Origin of the sequence: Microbacterium sp. CCNWLW134, assembly GCF_037083565.1 — a bacterium.
Taxonomy (GTDB): Bacteria; Actinomycetota; Actinomycetes; order Actinomycetales; family Microbacteriaceae; genus Microbacterium.
This window is the reverse complement of sequence record NZ_JBAOJU010000002.1, coordinates 77,832-97,418: the sequence shown is the minus strand read 5'-3', so window position 1 is coordinate 97,418 and position 19,587 is coordinate 77,832. Positions and strand designations below refer to the sequence as shown.

The following is a 19,587-nucleotide window of genomic DNA, read 5'->3' as shown; positions in this document are numbered from 1 at the left end:
ATCACTCCGCTACAATGGGGGGCATGCGTGCGACCCGAACCATCACCGCCCTCGCCTTCACCGCAGCATCCGCTCTGGCACTCGCCGGCTGCGCCACCACCTCCGCGTCCTCATCCTCGAGCGGCGCCGATGCCACACCCGCCGGCGATGCCCTCCAGGTCGTTGCATCGACCAATGTCTACGGGCAGATCGTCGAACAGCTCGGCGGCGACGCGGTCGAGGTGACCTCGATCGTCACCTCGGCGGCTCAGGATCCGCACTCCTACGAGCCGAGCGCTCAGGACACGCTCGCCATCTCGAATGCCGAGCTCATCGTCGAGAACGGCGGCGGCTACGACTCGTTCATCGACGCGCTCATCGAGTCCAGCGGCAGCGAGGCCCACGTGATCACGGCCGTCGAGTTCTCACACGACTACCCCGGCGGGGAAGAGCACAGCGACGAAGAACACTCCGAGGACGCGACGGCCGGTGAGGATGCAGCGGTGGCCGCGGAGGAGGAACACGCGCACGCCGAGGGCGAAGCCCACGCCGAGGGTGAAGCCCACGCCGAGGGCGACGAGCACAGCCACGGCCACGACCACATCGAGGGCTTCAATGAGCACGTGTGGTACGACCCGCACACCATCGCCTACGTCGCCGAGACGATCGCCGACGAGCTCACCGAGCTCCGCCCCGACGACGCCGACGTCTTCGCCGCGAACCTCGACGCTTTCACCGCCGAGATCGACGCCCTGGAAGACTCGCTCAGCGAGCTCGCTTCCGCGAACGACGGCGTGCGGGTGTTCGTGACCGAGCCGGTGCCGGTCTACCTCGCGGCCGAAGCGGGTCTCGAGAATGTCACCCCCGATGCTTTCAGCGAGGCGGTGGAAGAGGGACAGGATGTTCCGCCCGCCACACTCCTCGAGTCGCTCGACCTGCTCCGCGCCGACGATGTGCGCGTCGTCATCACCAACACCCAGACGGGCGGAGCCGAGACCGAGCAGGTCGTCGGAGAAGCCGAGACTCTCGGCATCCCGGTCATCGCGTTTTCGGAAACGCTCCCTGAGGGGGAGACTTACATCTCGTGGATGCAGGCGAACATCGCAGCGCTCAGCGACGCTCTGGCGGAGTGACGGCCACCGCGCCTGCGCTCGAGATCCGGGATGCCGCGCTGCGGCGATCGGGCCGCGAGCTGTGGGCGGGGCTCGACCTCTCCGTCGCGCCCGGTGAGCTCATCGCCGTGCTCGGCCCGAGCGGGTCGGGGAAGACGACTTTGCTGCAGGCGATCCTGGGCCTGCAGTCGCTGAGCTCGGGCGCGATCTCGGTGCTCGGTGAGCCGGTGCGCCCCGGGGGCAACCGCCGTATCGGCTACATCCCGCAGTCGCGGCCGCTGCCGCGCGACGTCGCCCTGCGGGGCCGCGACGTCGTCGCCCTCGGAGTCAACGGCCACCGCTTCGGACTGCCGATCCCGCGACGCCGCGACGCCGCGCGGGTGGAGAAGTTGATCGACGAGGTGGGGGCGCGAGCGTTCGCCGATCGCCCGGTCGGAGTGCTCTCCGGGGGGGAGCAGCAGCGCCTCCGCATCGGGCAGGCCCTCGCCGACGAGCCGAAGCTTCTCCTCTGCGACGAGCCGCTGACGAGTCTCGACCTGGCGAACCAGAGAGCCGTCGTTGATCTGATCGACCGGCATCGCCGCGAGCGCAACGCCGCGGTGCTCCTCGTCACGCACGACGTCAACCCGCTGCTGGGCAAGGTCGACCGGATCCTCTACATCGCCGGCGGACGGTTCACCCTGGGCAGCCCCGACGAGGTGCTGCGCTCCGACGTCCTCACCGAGCTGTACGGCACGCCCGTCTTCGTCCTGCGGGCGGGCGACCGGCTCGTCGTGGTCGGCGCGCCGGACGCGGAGGAAACCCACCATCACCACCACGACGAGGACCACTCGTGAGCTGGGACGCCATCTGGGAGGCCATGTTCGGTGGCCTTCCGGTCTACGGCCAGCTGCTCGGACTCGTCTCCAACGCCGTCTGGGCGGGTGCCGCGCTGGGCCTGGTCGGCGGTCTCGTCGGCGTCTTCGTCATGCAGCGCGACATGGCCTTCGCCGTGCACGGCATCAGCGAGCTCTCCTTCGCCGGCGCCGCAGCGGCGCTCCTCATCGGCGTCGACGTCGTGACCGGCTCGATCTTCGGATCTCTCATCGCCGCTGCCCTGATCGGTTGGCTCGGCGCTCGCGCCCGAGACCGCAACTCGATCATCGGCGTCCTGATGCCGTTCGGCCTCGGCCTGGGCATCCTGTTCCTCTCCCTCTACGACGGGCGCAGTGCCAACCGCTTCAGCCTGCTGACCGGGCAGATCGTGTCGGTGCAGACCGGCCAGCTCGGCTGGCTGATCGGCATCAGCGCAGTCGTGCTGCTCGGGATGCTGGTGATCTGGCGGCCTCTGCGGTTCGACTCCCTCGACCCGCAGTCAGCAGCGGCGCGCGGCGTGCCCACGACCGCAGTGTCGCTGCTGTTCATGCTCCTGCTCGGCCTCATCGTCGCCGTCGCCGTGCACATCATCGGCGCCCTCCTGGTCATGGCGCTGCTGGTGACACCGGCCGCCGCGGCGATGCGCGTGGCCCACGGGCCCCTCTCGGTGCCGCTGCTGGCGGCGACCTTCGGCTTCGTGTCCGCGGTGGGCGGCATCCTTCTCGCCATCGCCGGCACGCTTCCGGTGAGCCCCTACATCACCACGATCTCGTTCGTGATCTATCTGGTGTGCCGTGCGATCAGTGCGCGCCAGGGCCGGGTGACCCGTGAGCGCGGGGGAGAGGGGCGTCCAGCGGTGGTTCAGGGCGGCTCGGTAAACTCCTGACCATGGCCCAGCGGAACACGTGGCAGCGCGAACGCGTGCGCGAAGCCCTCGCCGACGCCCGCGGCTTCGTCAGCGCTCAGTCGCTGCACGCCACCCTCCGCGACGAGAACACCGGTATCGGGCTGGCGACGGTGTATCGGGCACTGGCCGGGCTCGCCGCGAATGGCCAGGCCGATTCGCTGCAGAGCCCCGAAGGCGAGAGCCTCTACCGGGCCTGCGTGTCGACCGGTCACCACCACCACCTGATCTGCCGCAACTGCGGCGTGACCGTCGAGATCGAAGCGACGGATGTCGAGGACTGGGCGCGGCGCACCGCGGCCGCCCACGGGTTCAGTCAGGCCGAGCACATCGTCGACATCTTCGGATACTGCTCCGCCTGCACGGCCGGAGCCGGTGAGCGTGACACGGACTGATGCGGCCCCCCGCGTCGCCCCCGGGCGCCGCGATCGCACCGTGACCCCGGAGGGGCCGCGGCCGTCGTCGTCCGCACGTGCGCTGGTCGCCCTCGGCATCGGTGCCGCGGTCATCGTCGGGCTCTTCCTCATCGACGCTCTCGCCCCTGCGATCTTCCCCGACCCGCTGCCCACCCGCGCGCAGGACGGGCTCACGCTCGCCGTCAGCGTGCTGATCGAGTCGCTTCCCTTCGTCGTCCTCGGCGTCGTGCTCTCGATCGCGGTGCAGGTGTGGGTGCCGCCGGGACTGATCGAAAGATGGATGCCGCGGCGAGCCTGGGCGCGTCGGGCCGTCCTCTCCCTCCTCGGCATGCTGATCCCGGTCTGCGAATGCGGCAACGTCCCGTTCGCCCGGGGTCTCTTGATGCGCGGGTTCAGCGTGTCCGAGACGATGACGTTCCTCATCGCCGCGCCGATCGTGAACCCGATCGTCATCATCACCACCCACGCCGCGTTCGGCTTCGACGACGGGATCCTGATCGTCCGACTCATCGGCGGGTATCTCATCGCGAACCTCATCGGGTGGCTCTACAGCCGTCATCCCGACCCCGACGCGCTCCTCACCGACCGCTTCCGCGACACCTGCGCGCTGCAGCTGGCGCGCGGTCCGGTCGAGGCCGGGTCGGCCGGTGCCCTCAACGAGCGCGGGCGTCGCAGTCTCGCGCAGTTCGTGATCGAGCTGCGGGCCGTGATGCCGGCACTCATCATCGGGTCGGCAATCGCCGGAGCCGTGCAGGTGCTGATCCCGCGAGACGTCCTGTTGGCGATCGGGTCGAACCCGGCGCTGTCGATCGTCGCGATGATCGCCTTGGCGATGGTGGTGTCGATCTGCTCGAACGTCGACTCGTTCTTCGCGCTGTCGTTCGCCTCGACGTTCACGCCAGGGTCATTGGTGGCGTTCCTCCTCGTCGGACCCCTCGTCGACGTCAAGATGCTCGCCCTCATGCGCACCACCTTCACCACCCGAGCGCTGGCAGGTGTCGTCGTCGTGGTGCTCCTCGCCGCCTTCGCGATCGGGACGGGGGTGAACCTGTTTGCCTGAGCGTTCCGCCCTCCTCACGCGCTGGCTCGGTGTGGGCCTTGCCGCGATCCTCGCCGTCATCACCGTCTCGCTCGCCCTCACCGGGCGGCTGGGTCTCTACATCAACCCCGAATCGTCGTGGTTCGCGGTGTCGATGTCGGTTCTCGTGCTGATCGGCGCGGTGTTGAGCTTCCTTCTCCCGGTCGGCGCCGAAGACGACCACGGGCACGATCACGGTGACGGTGGTGAGGGACACCACCAGGGGCACGAGCACGGGAACGGGCATGCGACCGATCCCGACGTCCGCCACTCCCTCGACCACGGGGCGCACGTCGTCACCCGGGTCGCGACGCGTGCGCAGGCGCGTACCGCGGCATCCCGTCCTCGTCCCTCCCGTGCATCGCGCGCGTCCCGCCGTCGCTCCCTCGGGATGATCGCGACCGGGACCGGGGCGGTCCTCGCGACGGCGGTCGTGCTGCTGACACTCGTCCTCCCCCCGCGCTCCCTGTCGGCCGAACTCGCGATCTCGCGCGACGTCGGGGCGCCGCCCCTCTTCGGCGGAACCGATGTGGTCACCCTCGCCCGGACCGGCGACACCGCCTCGTTCGGCGTCGGGGAGTGGTCGGCGGTCTTCGCCACCGCGACGAACCCCGAGGCGTTCGACGGCGATCCGGTGACGCTGACCGGATTCGTCACGCCCGGGGACGGCGGCGGATTCGCGCTGTCGCGCCTGGTGATCACCCACTGCGTCATCGACGCCCAGTCGGCCAGCATCCCTGTCGCGGTCGGCGAGAACGAGGCCTCCGCCGACGCCGAGACCGGGCAGTGGGTCACGGTCGACGGCATGGTGCGCGCCAACTCCGATGGACGACTGTTCATCGATGCGGCGACGGTCGAGCTGATCGACGAGCCCGAGGACCCGTATGAGTACTGACCGCGCGCGCTCGTCGGCGCGTGCGCGGCCCACGCCTCGTCGCGCGTTCGTGCTGCCCTTCCTCATCGTCGCCGCGCTTCTGGGCGCCCTGGGTCTCGCGGGTGCCGCTGTGAGCACTCTCCAGGGGCCACGGGTGACGGCGGTCGATGTCGACCCCGAGGCTGCCGCTGCGGCCTCCGGAGGTCGGTTGATCGTCTCGACCTCGCTGCCGCTGGCCGAGGTGACAGCCGACCAGGTCAGCATCACCCCCGAGGTCCCCTTCGCGGTCGACACCTCGGGGCGGAACCTCGGCGTGCGCTTCGGGCTGCCGCTGCGGGATGACACCGAGTACACGATCACCATCGAGGGGCTGGCCGCGGCAGGCGGAGGACCCGCCACCGAGGTCACCGAGACGTTCCGCACGCCGCGCGCGGAGGTCTTCCTGCTGCAGCGCGGGAATGGCGGCGACACGGTGTTCCGCACCGATCTCACCGGCGACGATGCCGAGGCGGTGTTCACCCACCCGCACATCGAGGACTTCCGCGCGACCTCGCGGCACCTGGTGATGTCGGTGCTCGACGACGACGGATCGGCCGAGCTGATCGTGACGGATCTGGACGGCGGCGACGAACGCAGCCTTCCGCTGCCCGGCGACGGGTTCGTCACGAATCTGCAGAGCGCCGACCGCGGCGAAGTGGTCGGTTACCTGTACACCGATGAGGATGTCAGCGCCGAAGGCGCCCAGGAGAGCCGCCTGTACACGGCATCGCTCGCCCGGGGCGCCGCCGAGGTCGAACCCACCGAGATCGCGATCGAGGGCGCCGACCCCCGCATCGCGGAGTGGCGGTTCGTGCCCGACACCGACAGCATCCTGCTCCTCTCGTTTGATGGGCAGCTTCTCCTGACGGGCGCCGACGGTGCGGATTCGACGGCGCTCGGGACGGCGTTGTCGATCAGCGGGATCGCGCGCGGCTCGTCAGAAGCGGTTGTCGAGCGCGCGGACGGGCCGGCGGTGATCGATCTGACGGATGCCTCGGAAGAGCCGCTCGGTGTTCCCGATACCGACCTCGGGACGGTCACCACGATCACGCCCATGCCGGATGGCGGGACGATCCGCTCCGCCGCGGTGTTCGGCAGCGACGGCAGTCCGACCGGATCGACCGCCGTCGTGCGGGTCGGAGCTGACGGGGCCACCAGCGCCCTGACCGAGATCGGCGCGGAGGACGCCGTCGTGCAGACCTGCGTATCGCCGAGCGCGCGCTACCTCGCGGTGCTCGTCGCACCGGCCGCGGCGCAGAACGCGTACGACGACTACCGCTTGCCGCTTCCCGAACGGCTGCAGACCCGCATCATCGAGATCGACGACGGTACGCAGGTCGTCTCGCTGCAGGGCTTCGACATCTCGTGGTGTCAGGTGCCCCCGCGGTGAGTTCGATCCCCGATCAGCCTGTCGGGGCCGGCTCGGGGCTCCGCCCGGCCTCCCGCGCCGACGTGACGGGTCTGCCCGTCGACGTCGCGCCGCGGCTGCTCGGAGGAATCCTCGAGGTGAGCGTCGACGGAGAGACCGTCGCCGTCCGCCTCACCGAGGTCGAGGCCTACCACGGTCGGGGCACGGGCCCGGTGCCCGATCCCGGGTCGCACGCCCGGATGGGGCCGACCGCGCGCAACGCCACCATGTGGGGCGAGCCCGGCCACCTCTACGTCTACCTCAGTCACGGGATCCATTCGTGCGTGAACGTCGTGTGCGGCCCCGAGGGCATCGCCGGTGGAATCCTCCTCCGCGCGGGAGAGGTCGTGAGCGGGAAGGATGCCGCGGCCCGCCGTCGCACCGCCACCCGCGTGCCGCTTCCCACCGGCGGTGATTCTCCTCGTCTCACCCTCCCGGATCGTGACCTCGCTCGCGGGCCCGGCCGATTGGGGCAGGCGGTCGGCCTGCGCCATCCGATTCACGATGGAATCGACGCGATCACCTCCGAGCCGCGCGCGGGAGCGGTGGCGAGACTCCTCCTCTCTGATGAACCTCTTCCGGAGACGGTCGCGGGGCCGCGGGTCGGTGTCGCAGGAGTTGCGGGAACCGCCGTGTTCCCGTGGCGTTTCTGGATCGACGGCGACCCGACGGTGTCGGCCTTCCGGTGGGGACGGGGTGCCCGCGAGGCCGGCAGCCGCGACATCTGAGCGGCACGACGACCGACGGCGGTATCCCGTGCGCTCGGCTGTCGCGGTGTTCATCCTCCAACTCGACCTCAGACCTCGACCTCGACCTCGAATTCGAACTCGAACTCGAACTCACACCTCAGACCTCGGCCTCGAACTCAGACCTCGAACTCAGACCTCGAACTCAGACCTCGAACTCAGGCCTCGACCTCGACCTCAGACCTCGAACTCAGGCCTCGACCTCGACCTCAGACCTCGAACTCAGACCTGGAGCGACCTCCGAAGCCGAACGCGACCTCAGAACCCTTCGGGCTTGGTCGCGATGCCGTCGAGCCAGAGACGGTCGCCCGCGTCGGCGTGCGTGCCACCCGAACCGACGTGCTTCGGGTCGATTCGATCGCCCTTGGTGATGACGTGGACCATCGCCATGGCATGACCGCGCCCCAGGTCGTAATCGGACTTCAGCCACTCGATGATCTCGGTCGCCTTCACGCCGGGTGCATCGAGTCCTCGCTCGCGGGCGATGTCGACGAGTTGTCGAGGGGTGAGACCCGTCTTGCGTTCGATGGTGTCGAGATAGGCCTGGAAGGACATTCTGCTCTCCTTGCCGTTCATTCTGTCGATGCGCCGCCGTGTGCGACAACATCAGCATATCGAAGAAAACTTCGCAATCAAGTCTTGCAACACTCGTACATCTGTACTAACATCGGGCCATGACGTCACCACTTGCGGGGATCGCCCAGGCGCTCGAGGCGCTGGCGCTCGCGGGTGGCGACCGCATGCCATCGGCGCTCACTCCGTCGGAGTTGATCGCGGTGACCAACGCTTTCGGGTCGTTGAAGAGGCACGTCGACGCGGTATACGCCGGCGTCGCGGCGGAGGTCGCTCGGCAATCGCGCGCCGAGCTCGGGAGAGACTCGTTGGCGAAGAGGCAGGGCTTCTCGTCACCCGCGGTCCTCATCTCGACGACGACCGGCACGAGCGTCGGTGAGTCCCTGCGGATGATCCAGGTCGGCGAGGCGACGGCACCCCGTGCCACCCTGGGCGGTGAGCAGCTCCCGGCCAGGCATCCGCACGTGGCAGCTGCGGTATCCGCCGGACGGATGGGGATGACGGCCGCCGCGTCGATCGTGACCCTGTTGACGAAGCTGGCGCTGCGGGTCGACTCCGCACGGCTCGAGGACGCCGAGCGGCAGCTCTGCGACCTGGCGCCGGGGCTGCGCCCCGACGAGTTGACCAAGCTGCTCGCGCGCGTGGAGGCGCACCTCGATCCCGACGGTGTCGCCCCGCGTCATGAGGAGCTGCGGGGCGCACGGACGCTCGTGATCCAGGAGCGCGACGGGATGCTGGTCATCTCGGCGAAGCTCGACGTCGAGACCGGAGCGCCGGTGAAGGCAGCGATCGAGTCGCTCGTGGGCGCGAGTCTCCGGCGGAACGAGCACTCCCCCGACGATGACCGCGACACCCGGTCGGTGAAACAGATGAACGCCGATGCCCTCGCCGACATCTGCCGGCACGCCATCGGATGCGACCGGGTTCCGACCGCTCCGTCGGCGACCGTCGTGATCCGCATGGATCTCGAGGCGCTCGAAAACCGCCTCGGCACGGCGACGATCGACGGAATCGCGCAGCCCGTGCCCGCAGGGATGATCCGCCGACTGGCCGCCGATCAGCAGGTCATCCCCTGCGTGCTCGGCGGTGAAAGCGAGATCCTCGACTGGGGTCGCGCCCGCCGACTGTTCACCACGGCCCAGAAGCTCGCCATCGCCGAGCGCGATGGAGGATGCATCGACTGCGGTGCCCCGCCGATGTGGTGCCATGTGCACCACATATCCTGGTGGGACAGGGACGGGGGCAGGACGGATCTGGCCAACGGGGCCCTCCTGTGCACCGGCTGTCACCATCGGCTGCACTCCGACGGGTGGGAGATCACCGTCGACGGTGCGGGGATCGATGGTCGCGTGCACCTCGTGCCCCCACCCTGGATCGATCCACAGCGAAGGCCGAGACTGGCCGGGCGAGCCCGCTACCGCCTGACCGCCTGACCCCTCGAGCACCCCGATTAGGCCGGGCCCGCCGCATCCGGTACCATCGAGGTTTGTCTGCGCGCACTCCAGCGTGCAGTTCGTACCCCTCCTTCGATGCCGGCCCACGGTCGCGCCCGAAACGGGGTGCAGACAAGGGATCTTGGGTGGCACCGTCCGGTGTCACGGTACAGAAGGAGACATCACCATGGCAGCAGTGTGCCAGGTGACTGGAGCGGTTCCCGGCTTCGGTCACAACATCTCGCACTCGCACCGCCGGACGAAGCGCCGCTTCGACCCGAACGTGCAGAAGAAGACCTACTATGTTCCCTCGCTCGGTCGGAAGATCACGCTGAACGTGTCGGCCAAGGGCATCAAGGTCATTGACGTCCGCGGCATCGAGTCGGTCGTGAAGGACCTCATCGCGAAGGGTGTGAAGCTCTAATGGCGAAGAAGGCTCAGGACGTTCGTCCGATCATCAAGCTGCGCTCGACCGCCGGCACGGGGTACACCTACGTGACGCGCAAGAACCGCCGCAACAACCCCGACCGCATCGTGCTGAAGAAGTACGACCCGGTCATCCGCAAGCACGTCGAATTCCGAGAGGAGCGCTGATCTCATGGCCAAGAAGAGCAAGATCGCGCGCAACAACCAGCGCAAGGAGATCGTCGAGCGCTACGCGGCCAAGCGGGCCGAGCTGAAGAAGGCCCTCGTCAGCCCCACCAGCACCGACGAAGAGCGCGAAGCCGCCCGCCTGGGCCTGCAGAAGCTGCCCCGCAACGCGTCGCCGGTTCGCCTGCGTCAGCGCGACGCGATCGACGGCCGTCCCCGCGGAAACCTCCGCAAGTTCGGCATCTCGCGTGTGCGCTTCCGCGACATGGCTCACCGTGGCGAGCTGCCCGGTGTGACGAAGTCGTCCTGGTAACAGACGCCAGCCGCTGAAGGGCGGGAGTTCTCCGGAGCTCCCGCCCTTCGCCGTTCCTCAGCGGGCGAGCCGGCGGTGTGCCACCGCGACATCGGTGACCACCTCATCGGTCGACTCCCCGCGCACGTGCGGGTACTGGGCCTTCAACAGATCGGCGAGCTCGTCCACGATCACGGCGAGGGCGCGACCCGCACTGCGCACCGCTGCGCGCGGAGACCCTTCCGCCACGTCACGCAGCTCGAGCACGTACTCCATCGCCTGCGGCGCCGACAGCCGGCGCGACTCGTCGGCGAAGTAGAAGATCTCGGAGTTCTGCACCAGATCGGCCGTGAGCACCGCGAGGGACTCGGTCACCCGATCGATGATCGACGCCGCGCGCTCATCGCTGAACGTCTCCATCTCCTCGGCGGTCCGCGAACGACGAAGGCTCTCGATCTGCAGCCCGAAGGCGCGCCTGCGCGCAAGCGCCGGATACAGCTGCATGAACCACGAGACCGATGCCGACAGCAGCGCGAATCCCATCAGGGCCTCCAGGGGAGACACCAGCCGCAACACCGGCTGAGCGGGCACGACGTCACCCAGCCCGAGGGTGGTGAGCGCGACGAGCGACATCGTCACCGACTCGGCGAACGGGTCGAACTCCGCCGGTTCCAGACTCTGGTAGGCGAATCCGTGCGGCATATGCGGCAGGTAGACCAGCGCCCAGCCGAAAGTGATGAGCACGACCCAGACCCCGATGACGACGAGGATGGTCAGCGGCGCGGATGCCGGAAAACGGCGACTCGGCACGATCGCCCACGACAGTCGGAAGATGAGGTGCGTCAGCCGGCCGGTCTCGCTCGGCCGGAGCAGCGTCTGGAAGACGTCGTAGAGCGCGGTGACGATCAGGATGATCCCGACGAGGGTGGCGACGATACCGGGGAAGGTCATGCGGGTCACGGTAGGCGATGCCCGCCGATCCGGCACCGACCGAGGTCCCACCGGATCCGTCGCTCGTAGACTCAGGTGTCCCTGGGAAAGGAACGCCGTGCCACTCGACCCGGTCTTCGCCGACCGCCTTCGCGTCCACCGGAAGTACCTTTTCGGGCAGGCCGTCTCTCGGCTGAAGACGCGCCTGGCCGCGATCTGGCGCTTCGGGCCGCCCTCCAGCGCGCCCGCGCCTCGGAAGCGCGCCGAGGCGTCGCCCGGCCCGCGCGCCCGCGCGCGGGCGAAGCACCGCCGCGCGGCCCTGAAATGGGACCGCACCGAGCTCGAGACCGTCGGAACCCCGGGCCCCGACATCCGCACCGTCGAGCACACCGTCGAGGTTCCGGGCCGGCCCGCCGTGCGCGTGCGTGTCTACGACCCGCGCTCATCCGATGCGGATGCCGCCGTGGCGCCGCTCCCCGCAGTGCTGGCGTTCTTCGGCGGTGCCTTCCGCATCGGCGGCGTCGACTACCCGACCACCGACGCCGGGTTCCGCCGCCGCGCCGCCGACGCCGACGTCGTCATCGTCGCCGTCGACTACGCCCTCGCCCCCGAGCACCGCTATCCCGTCGCCGTCGAGCAGGGCGCCGCGGTGCTGCGCTGGCTGTTCGCCCACGCGGCCGCGCTCGGCGTCGACGAGGACCGCGTCGGTATCCTCGGCACATCCGCGGGAGCGAACCTCGCTGCAGCCGTCACCCTCATCAACCGCGACGGCGACAATCCGCTGCCCCTCCGACTCCAGGTGCTCGAGGTCCCGGTCCTCGACCTCACGGGCCGGCACCTCGACCTCCGGGCGACGCGGGCGCTGGGTGTTCCGACCGTCATCGCCCTGCGCGAGCTCCGGTCGGTCGCGCGGACCTACCTCCCCCACCGGCGGACGGCGCGCGAGCCCCTCGCCTCGCCCCTTCTCGCCGCCTCGCATGCAGGACTGCCGCCCGCGGTCATCCTCACCGCCGAATTCGATCCGCTCCGGGGTGATGGTGCCGCCTACGCCGCAGCGCTCCGCGAGTCCGGCGTCGACGCCAGCGCGGTGCAGTATCTCGGCGTCACCCACGACACCGCCATCTTCACCGGCGTGCTTCCCGCCGCTCGGCGATGGCACGGCGACGTGGTGGCGGCCCTCCGCCGACTCCACGGGCAGTGACCGTGGCGGGCGCCCGGCGTGCCCGCGAAAGGCCCCCGAAGACCGCCTCAGGCGTCACAACAGCACCACAGTTCCGACGACACGCCGCCCATTCCGTCCGCCAGGAGCCGAAATCCGCGAAATTCCGCGGTTCCGTGGGTATATTCGACCCCGGTCGGTCCGACCAGCCGGCGGCGAACCCCGCCCCGGTCCACGTAGCAGAAGGCGACCTGTGGTCGCCCTGGAGGACAATCCACATGGCTGACAAGTCCATCACCAAGACCGAACTCGTCGCGAGCATCGCGAGCGCCACGGGTCAGAGCCAGTCCGCCGTGTCCGGCGTGCTCGACTCGCTCTTCTCCACGGTGTCGGAGGCGGTGGCCAAGGGCAGCAAGGTCTCCATCCCCGGATGGATCTCCTTCGAGCAGGTCGAGACCTCGGCTCGCACCGGCCGCAACCCCCAGACGGGTGAAGAGATCAAGATCCCCGCCGGCAAGCGCGTCAAGGTGACCGCCGGCTCCAAGCTCAAGGCTGCGGTCAAGTAATCACCGTCGCACGCTGATCGGAAGGGGGATGTCGCACACCGCGGCATCCCCCTTCCGCATTCCCGCACCCAGCCCGCGCCCACCGCCCGCCCGTAGGCTGGTGGGGTGAACTCCCGCGCGCTGCGGGCCACCGGGCCCGTGATCCTGGTCGCCGCGGCGCTCGTCACCCTGGTCGCGGGACTCGCCCTCGGCGGGGGAGCGGCCCCGCTGCTGATCGGTGATCCCGGCCCCGTCGCGCGCTGGGGCCTCCCCATCGCCAAGCTCCTCGTCAACCTCTCCGCCGCCGGCATGGTCGGCGCCCTCGTCCTGGCGCTCTTCGCCCTGCGCGCGGGTGAACGCGAGTTCGATGTCGCCCTCGACACCGCATCGGTCTCGGCGGCGATCTTCACCGTCTCGGCCGCCGCCACCGGCTTCCTCACGTTCGTCGACGCGTTCAACCCGGCCATCAACGCCGGCGCCGAGTTCGGCGCGCAGCTCGGTCGCTTCCTCATCGACACCGAACCCGGCCGGGCGTGGCTGATCACCACCATCGCCGGCGCCGCTCTGACGGTCCTGACCTTCGCGGTGCGCTCCTGGCTCGCCACGATGCTCGTCGCCGTCGCGGCGATCGCGGCGCTCATCCCGATGGCCACGCAGGGGCACTCCGGCGAAGAGGCGAACCACAACTCCGCCGTCGTCGCCCTCGCGCTCCACATCATCGCCGCGGCGGCCTGGCTCGGCGGCCTTCTGCTTCTCGTCATCCTCCGACCGGTCCTCGAGCGCTCCCGCCTCACCGTCGTCCTCAGCCGCTACTCGAGCATCGCCCTGGCCGCGTTCCTCGTGGTGGCCCTCTCGGGCACCGTCCGCGCGGCCATCGGCGTGGTCACCCCCGAAGCCCTCTTCAGCCCCTACGGCGCGATCCTGGGGGTGAAGGTCATCGCCCTCATCGCCATCGGGGTCTTCGGCGCCTGGTACCGCCGTGGCGCCATCTCACGGCTGGATCGGACTCCGGATGCCGCGCACCGTCGCTTCTGGGGGATCATCGCCGTCGAACTGGCGTTCATGGGCATCGCCAGCGGCGCCGCCGCCGCGCTCGCCCGCACGCCCCCTCCGGTCGACACCGCCCTCCCGACCGTGCGCACCCCGGCGGAAGTCCTCACGGGTGCTCCGCTGCCGCCCGAGTTCACCCTCGATCGATGGCTGACCGCGTGGGACCTCGACCTGCTCTGGGCGACCGCGGCCGGCTTCGGACTGTTCTTCTACCTCGCGGGTGTGTGGCGCCTCACCCGCCGCGGTGACCGGTGGCCGGTGTACCGCACGGTGCTGTGGGTGCTCGGGATCGTACTGCTCTTCTGGGTGACGAGCGGTCCGATCAACGCCTACCAGGACTACATGTTCAGCGTGCACATGCTCGGCCACATGCTGCTGTCGATGGCCATTCCCGCCCTCCTCGTCGCCGGTGCCCCCGTGACCCTGGCGGCGCGGGCGATCCACAAGCGCGACGACGGTACGCGCGGCGGCCGCGAGTGGATCCTCTGGGCGGTGCACACGCCGTTCTCCCGCGTGCTGACGAATCCGTTCGTGGCCGCCGGGCTCTTCATCGGGTCGCTCTGGGCGTTCTACTACACCGACCTCTTCCGCTGGTCGCTCTACGACCACCTCGGCCACGAGTGGATGATCGCCCACTTCCTCATCACCGGATACCTCTTCGCCCTCACCCTCATCGGCATCGACCCCGTGCCCTGGCGCCTCCCGTACGCGGGCCGGCTGCTGCTGCTCATCGGCGTCATGGCGATGCACGCGTTCTTCGGGGTGGCCATGATGATGCAGTCGGGCCTCATGGTCGCCGAGTGGTTCGGCTCGATGGGTCGCACCTGGGGGCCCACACCGCTGGAGGACCAGTACATCGGCGGCGGACTCGCCTGGTCGGTCGGCGAGCTCCCGACGCTCATCCTCGCCATCACGGTCGCGATCCAGTGGAGCCGCAGCGACGCCCGCGACCAGAAGCGCAGCGACCGCCACGCCGATCGCACGGGCGATGCCGAACTCGACGCCTACAACGCCCAGCTCGCCGCCCTCGCCCAGCGCGACGCCGAGCGCGCCGAACGCGGAGCCCGCGTCAGTCGCTGACCGTTCCGCCGGGGATCACTGCGTCTCCGAGCTCGTGATCGAGATCGAGGCGCGCCCCTCGGGATCGACCGTGATGCTGCCCGCGAGCGTGAACGGCACGTCTTCCTCGGTGCTCTCCACGCGTCCGTCGAAGAGCGAGCGGATGTCGACGGCGATCCGCGCCACGGCCGGGGTCGGCGGAATCATCCAGTTCGCCCCGTCCGGCTCCAGGCGAATGGCGGGCTGCTGCGCGATCGACCAGGTCGGGGGCGAGACGATGCGGTCTTGCACGCGGTAGCCGAAAGGACATCCGGTCGGCTGGAGCACCTCCTGGGTGGCGCACCCGGTGAGGAACTCCTCCACACGGTCCTGCACCACCGAGACGAACTCCTCGGTCGGCTGGGCCTGCAGCGACACCGGCACCGAGGAGAACGGGCTGTCCGACACCACGGCCACCCCGGGCGTGCTCGAGATCGCCGTGTCCACCGAGACGGAGTAGATGCCGGGGGAGAACACCAGCAGCGACACCGGCGCCGAAGGGTCGGCCTCCGCGCCGTCGGGCGAGACCTGTCGCTTGTCCAGCGAGAATCCGTTGACGTCGAAGGTCATCGACCCCTGAACGGCCACCTGCATCACCGCGAGGGGACTCGTGGCGAATCGCCAGGTGGGGAGCGGACCCACCGATCCATCGCGTTCGACCTCGAAGGTCGTCGTCCCCTCGAACTGACCGGCGCGGTAGGCGGCGGTCACGCGGGTGACGCTGCGGTCGGTCTCCTCGCCGACGATCTCCACGCCGCCGAGGGCGGCGAGGGCGTCGCGACGCAGCAGCGCCTGCGACGCAGTGGGAGGCAGTCCCGCCGCCTCGAGGGCCTCGATGTCGACCGAGACCCCCGGGGTGGCGAGAGCCTCGGCGGCATGCCCGTCGGCGAGAAGTCCCAGGTAGCGCTCGACGAAGGCGGCGGGGCTGTAGAACTCGCGGTACAGGGTCGCGCCGGCCGCGACGAAGGCGGCGATCAGGAGCGCGCCGATGACCCCCAGCACAGCCAGATCAGTGGCCAGGCGCGAGCGCGAGCGACGCCTGCCCCCCGCCGCCGCCCCCTGCTGCATGGGCCCAGTCTAGGAAACCGTTCCCCGCTCCGCGTCGATCTCGCGGGCGACGAGCTGGTGAACGGCCGCTGCGGCGGCCAGCTGGCCGGCGGCGATCGCCACGGCGAGCGAGGCCATCGGGCCGGGCATCGCCGCGGTATGCGCCATGTCGCCCGCAGCGAACACCCCTGACACGCTCGTGCCGCCCAGGGCATCGACCTCGACGCCCCCCGAGGGCAGCGTCGCAAGCCCCAGCTGCGCCGCGAACGGCGACCGCTGGGTCGACGTCGGCGCGACGAAGAGTCCGCCGACGTCGACGGCGTCGCCCTCGCGCCGCCGCAGCACCAGCCCGTCGGCGGTCCGCTCGACGCCGGCCACCTCGCCCGGGTCGATCACGACGACCTCCGACCCGATCGGCGAGAGCATCGCCCGGTGCGTGGCCGCGTGGGCCCCCGATCCGAGGATGCCGATGCGCTTGCCGCTGAGCTCATGTCCATGGCAGAACGGGCAGTGCGCGACCTCGCGCCCCCACGCCTCGGCGAGCCCCGGAATCGGCGGCAGCTCGTCGCGCAGGCCGGTCGCGAGGATCAGGACGGATGCGACGAAGACGCCGTCCTCGGTCATCGCGGCGAATCCGCCGTCATCCCGAGCCTCGACCGCGTGCACCGTCGCCTCGACGACCTGCACCGTCGCGTAGCCCGCGAGCTCCTCACGCGCGAGCCGGCGGATCTCCGCGGGCGCTTGGCCGTCGTGCGTGATGAGGTTCTGTGCGTGGTCGACCGTGCCGTTGCGGTACTCGCCCGAGTCGAACAGCAGCACCTCACGATGCATCCGACCCAGCGTCAAAGCTGCCTGCAGGCCGGCGGGTCCGCCGCCGATCACGATCGCGTCGATCATGGTTCCTCCTCAGATGGGGTTGCGTCAGACCTCATCGTGTGACTTCATGTCGACATGAAGTCAAGCGGTCTGGCCATCGGCGACGCGGCGGCGCGCTTTTCGCTGCCCACCCACGTCCTGCGGCACTGGGAGGACGCCGGTCTCCTCGCACCGGCACGCGACAGCGGCGGCCGCCGTCGCTACAGCGACGACGATCTGGTGCGCATCGCCGTGATCCTGCGCGGCAAGTGGGCGGGGATGTCGCTGGAGCAGATCCGGGTGCTCCTGGACGATCGGGCGCCCGAGCGCCACCGCGTCCTCGAGGCGCACCTCGCCGATCTCGCCGCGCGGATGGCCGAGATGGAGCGGTCGCGCCTCATGACCGAGCACGCCTTGCGCTGTCAAGCGCACGACATCTCCACGTGTCCGCGCTTCCGCGAGATCGTCACGGGTGTGGTGGCCGGCACGAAGCGCTGGCCGAGCGTCGCCGACGTCATGGAGCCGCGGCATCCGTCTACCATGAACCGGTGACCACGCCCGCGCTCTCCGCCGAGCAGGAGGCGCTGTTCCGGCTCATCGAGGACTCCCGCGACCACGTCTTCGTCACCGGCCGCGCCGGGACGGGCAAGTCCACGCTGCTGCAGCACCTGGCGTGGAACACCGCCAAGCAGATCGCGGTCTGCGCGCCGACCGGAGTCGCCGCGCTGAACGTCGAGGGTCAGACGATCCACTCGCTGTTCCGGCTTCCGATCGGGCTCATCGCGAACACCGACCTCGACCAGTCCGATGCGACCAGGCGCATCCTCAACGCCATCGACACCCTGGTCATCGACGAGATCTCGATGGTCAACGCCGACCTCATGGACGGCATCGATCGCGCCCTCCGTCAGGCGCGGGGTCGACGCGCCGAGCCCTTCGGGGGCGTGCAGATCGTCATGTTCGGCGACCCGTATCAGCTCGCTCCCGTGCCGCCCCGCGGCGACGAGATGCGCTACATCCGCGACCACTACCGCTCGTTCTGGTTCTTCGACGCCAAGGTGTGGACCGGCGAGGTCGCCGGTGACGGACTCATGGAGCTCGGCGCGTACGGCGCCTCTCTGCATGTGCGCGAGCTCGCCGAGATCCACCGGCAGGCCGACCCCGCGTTCAAGGCGATGCTGAACGCCGTCCGTCACGGACGTGTCACCGCCGACATCGCCCAGGTGCTCAACGACACCGGTGCCCGAACGCCCCCGCACCCCGACGACGGCGAGCACCCCATCATCACGCTCGCCACACGGAACGACATCGTCAACAACATCAACCGCCGGCACCTCACCGAGCTCGTCGGCCGCGAGCAGACCGCGGTCGCCGAGATCAACGGCGACTTCGGGCGGGGCGAGGCTAATTACCCCGCCGACACCGAGCTGAAGCTCAAGGTGGGGGCGCAGGTGATGTTCCTGCGCAACGACACCCAGGGCTACGGCGACCCGCCGCGCTGGGTCAACGGCACGATCGGCACGGTCACCCGCATCGCCGGCGGCACCGTGCGCGTCGAGGTCGACGGTCAGGAGTTCGATGTCGAACCCGCGGTGTGGGAGAGGTTCCGCTACGCCTACAACGCCGGGTCCCGTACGCTCACCCGCGAGGTGGTCGCCGAGTTCACGCAGTTCCCGCTGCGGCTGGCGTGGGCGGTGACGATCCACAAGTCGCAGGGCAAGACCTACGACCGCGCGGTGATCGATCTCGGCTCGGGCGCGTTCGCACCCGGCCAGACCTACGTTGCCCTGTCGAGACTCACCTCTCTCGACGGGCTCTACCTGTCGCGACCTCTCCGGCCGAGCGACATCCGCGTGGACCCGGATGTCGCCCGGTGGATGCACGAGCACGTCCGCCGCCCCGCGGCATCCTGACCCTCAGGCGACGGCTTCCGCCTTCGCGGCGGCGAGGTCGTCGAACAGCTCGGTGTTGTAGCGATACGCGCGCAGCACTTCGTCGATGACGCGCTCCTGTTCGTTGGCATCCCAGGGGGCGGCATCGAGCTGCTCGCGGTAGACCTCCTTGAACCCGCGGGGGTCGGCGATCTCGTCGAAGAGGTAGAAGCCGATGCCGTTGGTCTCGAAGCCGAAGCGCCGCGCCATGAGGCGCCCGATGAAGAGACCCCCCGACAGGTCGCCGAGGTAGCGCGTGTAGTGATGCGCCACGAAACCGCCCGGCCAGGTGGCCCCGACCTGCCGGATGCGCTCCACGTAGGCCCGCGTCGTCGGCAGCGGGCTGATGCGGTCTCGCCAGTCGGCGCCGAGCAGGAAGGCGAGGTCTGATTCGAGGGCGGGGAGCCTGGTCAGTTTGTCGGAGATGAAGACGGATGCCACGGGGTCGCGGCGCATCCGCTCGGCGGCCGATTCCAGCGCTTCGTAGATGAACCAGTGCTGGGCCACCAGTGCGACGTAGTCCTCGCGGGTTCCGGCGCCCTCGATGAGGTCGGCCATGAAACCGGAGCGCTCGCTCGAGGAGTGCGCGCTGCTGGAGCGCTCGCGCAGCGCCGCCGAGAACGGGATGGGGTCGGCCATGCGCCTCATCATAGGCGACTTAGGGTCACCTAA

At 69.8% G+C, this 19,587-nt stretch carries 22 protein-coding genes; 17 read left to right on the top strand and 5 right to left on the bottom strand.

What is annotated here, in order from left to right; genetic code table 11:
• The first annotated feature begins 23 nt into the window (after nucleotides 1–23).
• The 8 genes from V6S02_RS10930 to V6S02_RS10895 are packed head-to-tail and all read left to right on the top strand — an operon-like array spanning nucleotide 24 to nucleotide 7,393.
• A complete protein-coding gene (locus V6S02_RS10930) occupies nucleotides 24–1,112 on the top strand; it encodes a metal ABC transporter solute-binding protein, Zn/Mn family (protein ID WP_336400901.1) in 1,089 nt (362 codons plus the stop codon).
• Nucleotides 1,109–1,927, top strand: a complete 819-nt coding sequence (locus tag V6S02_RS10925; RefSeq protein ID WP_336400900.1) for a metal ABC transporter ATP-binding protein — start codon at nucleotides 1,109–1,111, stop codon at nucleotides 1,925–1,927. The genes V6S02_RS10930 and V6S02_RS10925 overlap by 4 nt, the downstream gene beginning before the upstream one ends.
• Nucleotides 1,924–2,832, top strand: a complete 909-nt coding sequence (locus tag V6S02_RS10920) for a metal ABC transporter permease (RefSeq protein ID WP_336400898.1) — start codon at nucleotides 1,924–1,926, stop codon at nucleotides 2,830–2,832. Before V6S02_RS10925 ends, V6S02_RS10920 begins: the two co-directional genes overlap by 4 nt.
• Nucleotides 2,833–2,834: 2 nt before the next feature.
• A complete protein-coding gene (locus V6S02_RS10915) occupies nucleotides 2,835–3,245 on the top strand; it encodes a Fur family transcriptional regulator (protein ID WP_124291912.1) in 411 nt (136 codons plus the stop codon).
• A 40-nt stretch (nucleotides 3,246–3,285) separates the two neighbouring features.
• Entirely contained in the window at nucleotides 3,286–4,326 is a 1,041-nt protein-coding gene (locus V6S02_RS10910) for a permease (RefSeq protein ID WP_336400897.1), read from the top strand.
• Nucleotides 4,319–5,239, top strand: coding sequence for a TIGR03943 family putative permease subunit (locus tag V6S02_RS10905; protein WP_336400896.1), 921 nt, complete (start codon nucleotides 4,319–4,321; stop codon nucleotides 5,237–5,239). The genes V6S02_RS10910 and V6S02_RS10905 overlap by 8 nt, the downstream gene beginning before the upstream one ends.
• Nucleotides 5,229–6,647, top strand: coding sequence for a hypothetical protein (locus V6S02_RS10900; protein ID WP_336400895.1), 1,419 nt, complete (start codon nucleotides 5,229–5,231; stop codon nucleotides 6,645–6,647). Before V6S02_RS10905 ends, V6S02_RS10900 begins: the two co-directional genes overlap by 11 nt.
• A complete protein-coding gene (locus V6S02_RS10895; RefSeq protein WP_336400894.1) occupies nucleotides 6,644–7,393 on the top strand; it encodes a DNA-3-methyladenine glycosylase in 750 nt (249 codons plus the stop codon). The genes V6S02_RS10900 and V6S02_RS10895 overlap by 4 nt, the downstream gene beginning before the upstream one ends.
• A gap of 276 nt (nucleotides 7,394–7,669) precedes the next feature.
• Here V6S02_RS10895 and V6S02_RS10890 read toward each other — a convergent pair whose 3' ends face one another.
• Nucleotides 7,670–7,966 carry a DUF4287 domain-containing protein gene (locus V6S02_RS10890; RefSeq protein WP_124291908.1) on the bottom strand — a complete coding sequence of 99 codons (297 nt, stop codon included), beginning with the start codon at nucleotides 7,964–7,966 and terminating at the stop codon, nucleotides 7,670–7,672.
• Nucleotides 7,967–8,085: 119 nt separating this feature from the next.
• Here V6S02_RS10890 and V6S02_RS10885 point away from each other — a divergent pair, with 119 nt between their 5' ends.
• The 4 genes from V6S02_RS10885 (at nucleotide 8,086) to rpsN (ending at nucleotide 10,321) form a co-directional block, all read left to right on the top strand.
• Nucleotides 8,086–9,417: an HNH endonuclease gene (locus V6S02_RS10885; RefSeq protein ID WP_336400893.1), complete on the top strand. Its 1,332-nt coding sequence runs from the start codon at nucleotides 8,086–8,088 to the stop codon at nucleotides 9,415–9,417.
• A 187-nt stretch (nucleotides 9,418–9,604) separates the two neighbouring features.
• Nucleotides 9,605–9,841, top strand: a complete 237-nt coding sequence (rpmB, locus tag V6S02_RS10880) for a 50S ribosomal protein L28 (RefSeq protein ID WP_124291907.1) — start codon at nucleotides 9,605–9,607, stop codon at nucleotides 9,839–9,841.
• Nucleotides 9,841–10,011 (top strand): 50S ribosomal protein L33, encoded by a 171-nt coding sequence (gene rpmG, locus V6S02_RS10875; protein WP_005051772.1) that lies wholly within the window; start codon nucleotides 9,841–9,843, stop codon nucleotides 10,009–10,011. The genes rpmB and rpmG overlap by 1 nt, the downstream gene beginning before the upstream one ends.
• Before the next feature lie 4 nt (nucleotides 10,012–10,015).
• Nucleotides 10,016–10,321, top strand: coding sequence for a 30S ribosomal protein S14 (rpsN, locus tag V6S02_RS10870; RefSeq protein ID WP_124291906.1), 306 nt, complete (start codon nucleotides 10,016–10,018; stop codon nucleotides 10,319–10,321).
• Nucleotides 10,322–10,378: 57 nt separating this feature from the next.
• Here rpsN and V6S02_RS10865 read toward each other — a convergent pair whose 3' ends face one another.
• Nucleotides 10,379–11,251: a potassium channel family protein gene (locus V6S02_RS10865; RefSeq protein ID WP_336400890.1), complete on the bottom strand. Its 873-nt coding sequence runs from the start codon at nucleotides 11,249–11,251 to the stop codon at nucleotides 10,379–10,381.
• Between the two features lie 97 nt (nucleotides 11,252–11,348).
• Between V6S02_RS10865 and V6S02_RS10860 the strand changes: the two genes are divergently transcribed.
• From V6S02_RS10860 to V6S02_RS10850, 3 genes are all read left to right on the top strand, one after another.
• Nucleotides 11,349–12,431 carry an alpha/beta hydrolase gene (locus tag V6S02_RS10860; protein WP_336400889.1) on the top strand — a complete coding sequence of 361 codons (1,083 nt, stop codon included), beginning with the start codon at nucleotides 11,349–11,351 and terminating at the stop codon, nucleotides 12,429–12,431.
• 236 nt (nucleotides 12,432–12,667) lie between these two features.
• Nucleotides 12,668–12,955: an HU family DNA-binding protein gene (locus V6S02_RS10855; RefSeq protein WP_124291903.1), complete on the top strand. Its 288-nt coding sequence runs from the start codon at nucleotides 12,668–12,670 to the stop codon at nucleotides 12,953–12,955.
• Between the two features lie 105 nt (nucleotides 12,956–13,060).
• The gene (locus tag V6S02_RS10850; RefSeq protein ID WP_336400888.1) at nucleotides 13,061–15,064 is read left to right on the top strand and encodes a cytochrome c oxidase assembly protein; all 2,004 of its coding nucleotides are present in this window, start codon (nucleotides 13,061–13,063) and stop codon (nucleotides 15,062–15,064) included.
• 15 nt (nucleotides 15,065–15,079) lie between these two features.
• On the opposite strand, the gene V6S02_RS10845 is transcribed toward V6S02_RS10850, so the two are convergent.
• The gene (locus V6S02_RS10845) at nucleotides 15,080–16,150 is read right to left on the bottom strand and encodes a hypothetical protein (protein WP_336400887.1); all 1,071 of its coding nucleotides are present in this window, start codon (nucleotides 16,148–16,150) and stop codon (nucleotides 15,080–15,082) included.
• Between the two features lie 9 nt (nucleotides 16,151–16,159).
• Complete coding sequence (locus V6S02_RS10840; protein ID WP_124291900.1) at nucleotides 16,160–17,026, bottom strand: NAD(P)/FAD-dependent oxidoreductase; 867 nt, start codon at nucleotides 17,024–17,026, stop codon at nucleotides 16,160–16,162.
• 54 nt (nucleotides 17,027–17,080) lie between these two features.
• Here V6S02_RS10840 and V6S02_RS10835 point away from each other — a divergent pair, with 54 nt between their 5' ends.
• Nucleotides 17,081–17,536 carry a helix-turn-helix domain-containing protein gene (locus V6S02_RS10835; RefSeq protein WP_124291899.1) on the top strand — a complete coding sequence of 152 codons (456 nt, stop codon included), beginning with the start codon at nucleotides 17,081–17,083 and terminating at the stop codon, nucleotides 17,534–17,536.
• The gene (locus V6S02_RS10830; protein ID WP_336400886.1) at nucleotides 17,533–18,897 is read left to right on the top strand and encodes an ATP-dependent DNA helicase; all 1,365 of its coding nucleotides are present in this window, start codon (nucleotides 17,533–17,535) and stop codon (nucleotides 18,895–18,897) included. The genes V6S02_RS10835 and V6S02_RS10830 overlap by 4 nt, the downstream gene beginning before the upstream one ends.
• 3 nt (nucleotides 18,898–18,900) lie before the next feature.
• Here V6S02_RS10830 and V6S02_RS10825 read toward each other — a convergent pair whose 3' ends face one another.
• Entirely contained in the window at nucleotides 18,901–19,554 is a 654-nt protein-coding gene (locus V6S02_RS10825; protein WP_336400885.1) for a biliverdin-producing heme oxygenase, read from the bottom strand.
• Between the last annotated feature and the right edge of the window lie 33 nt (nucleotides 19,555–19,587).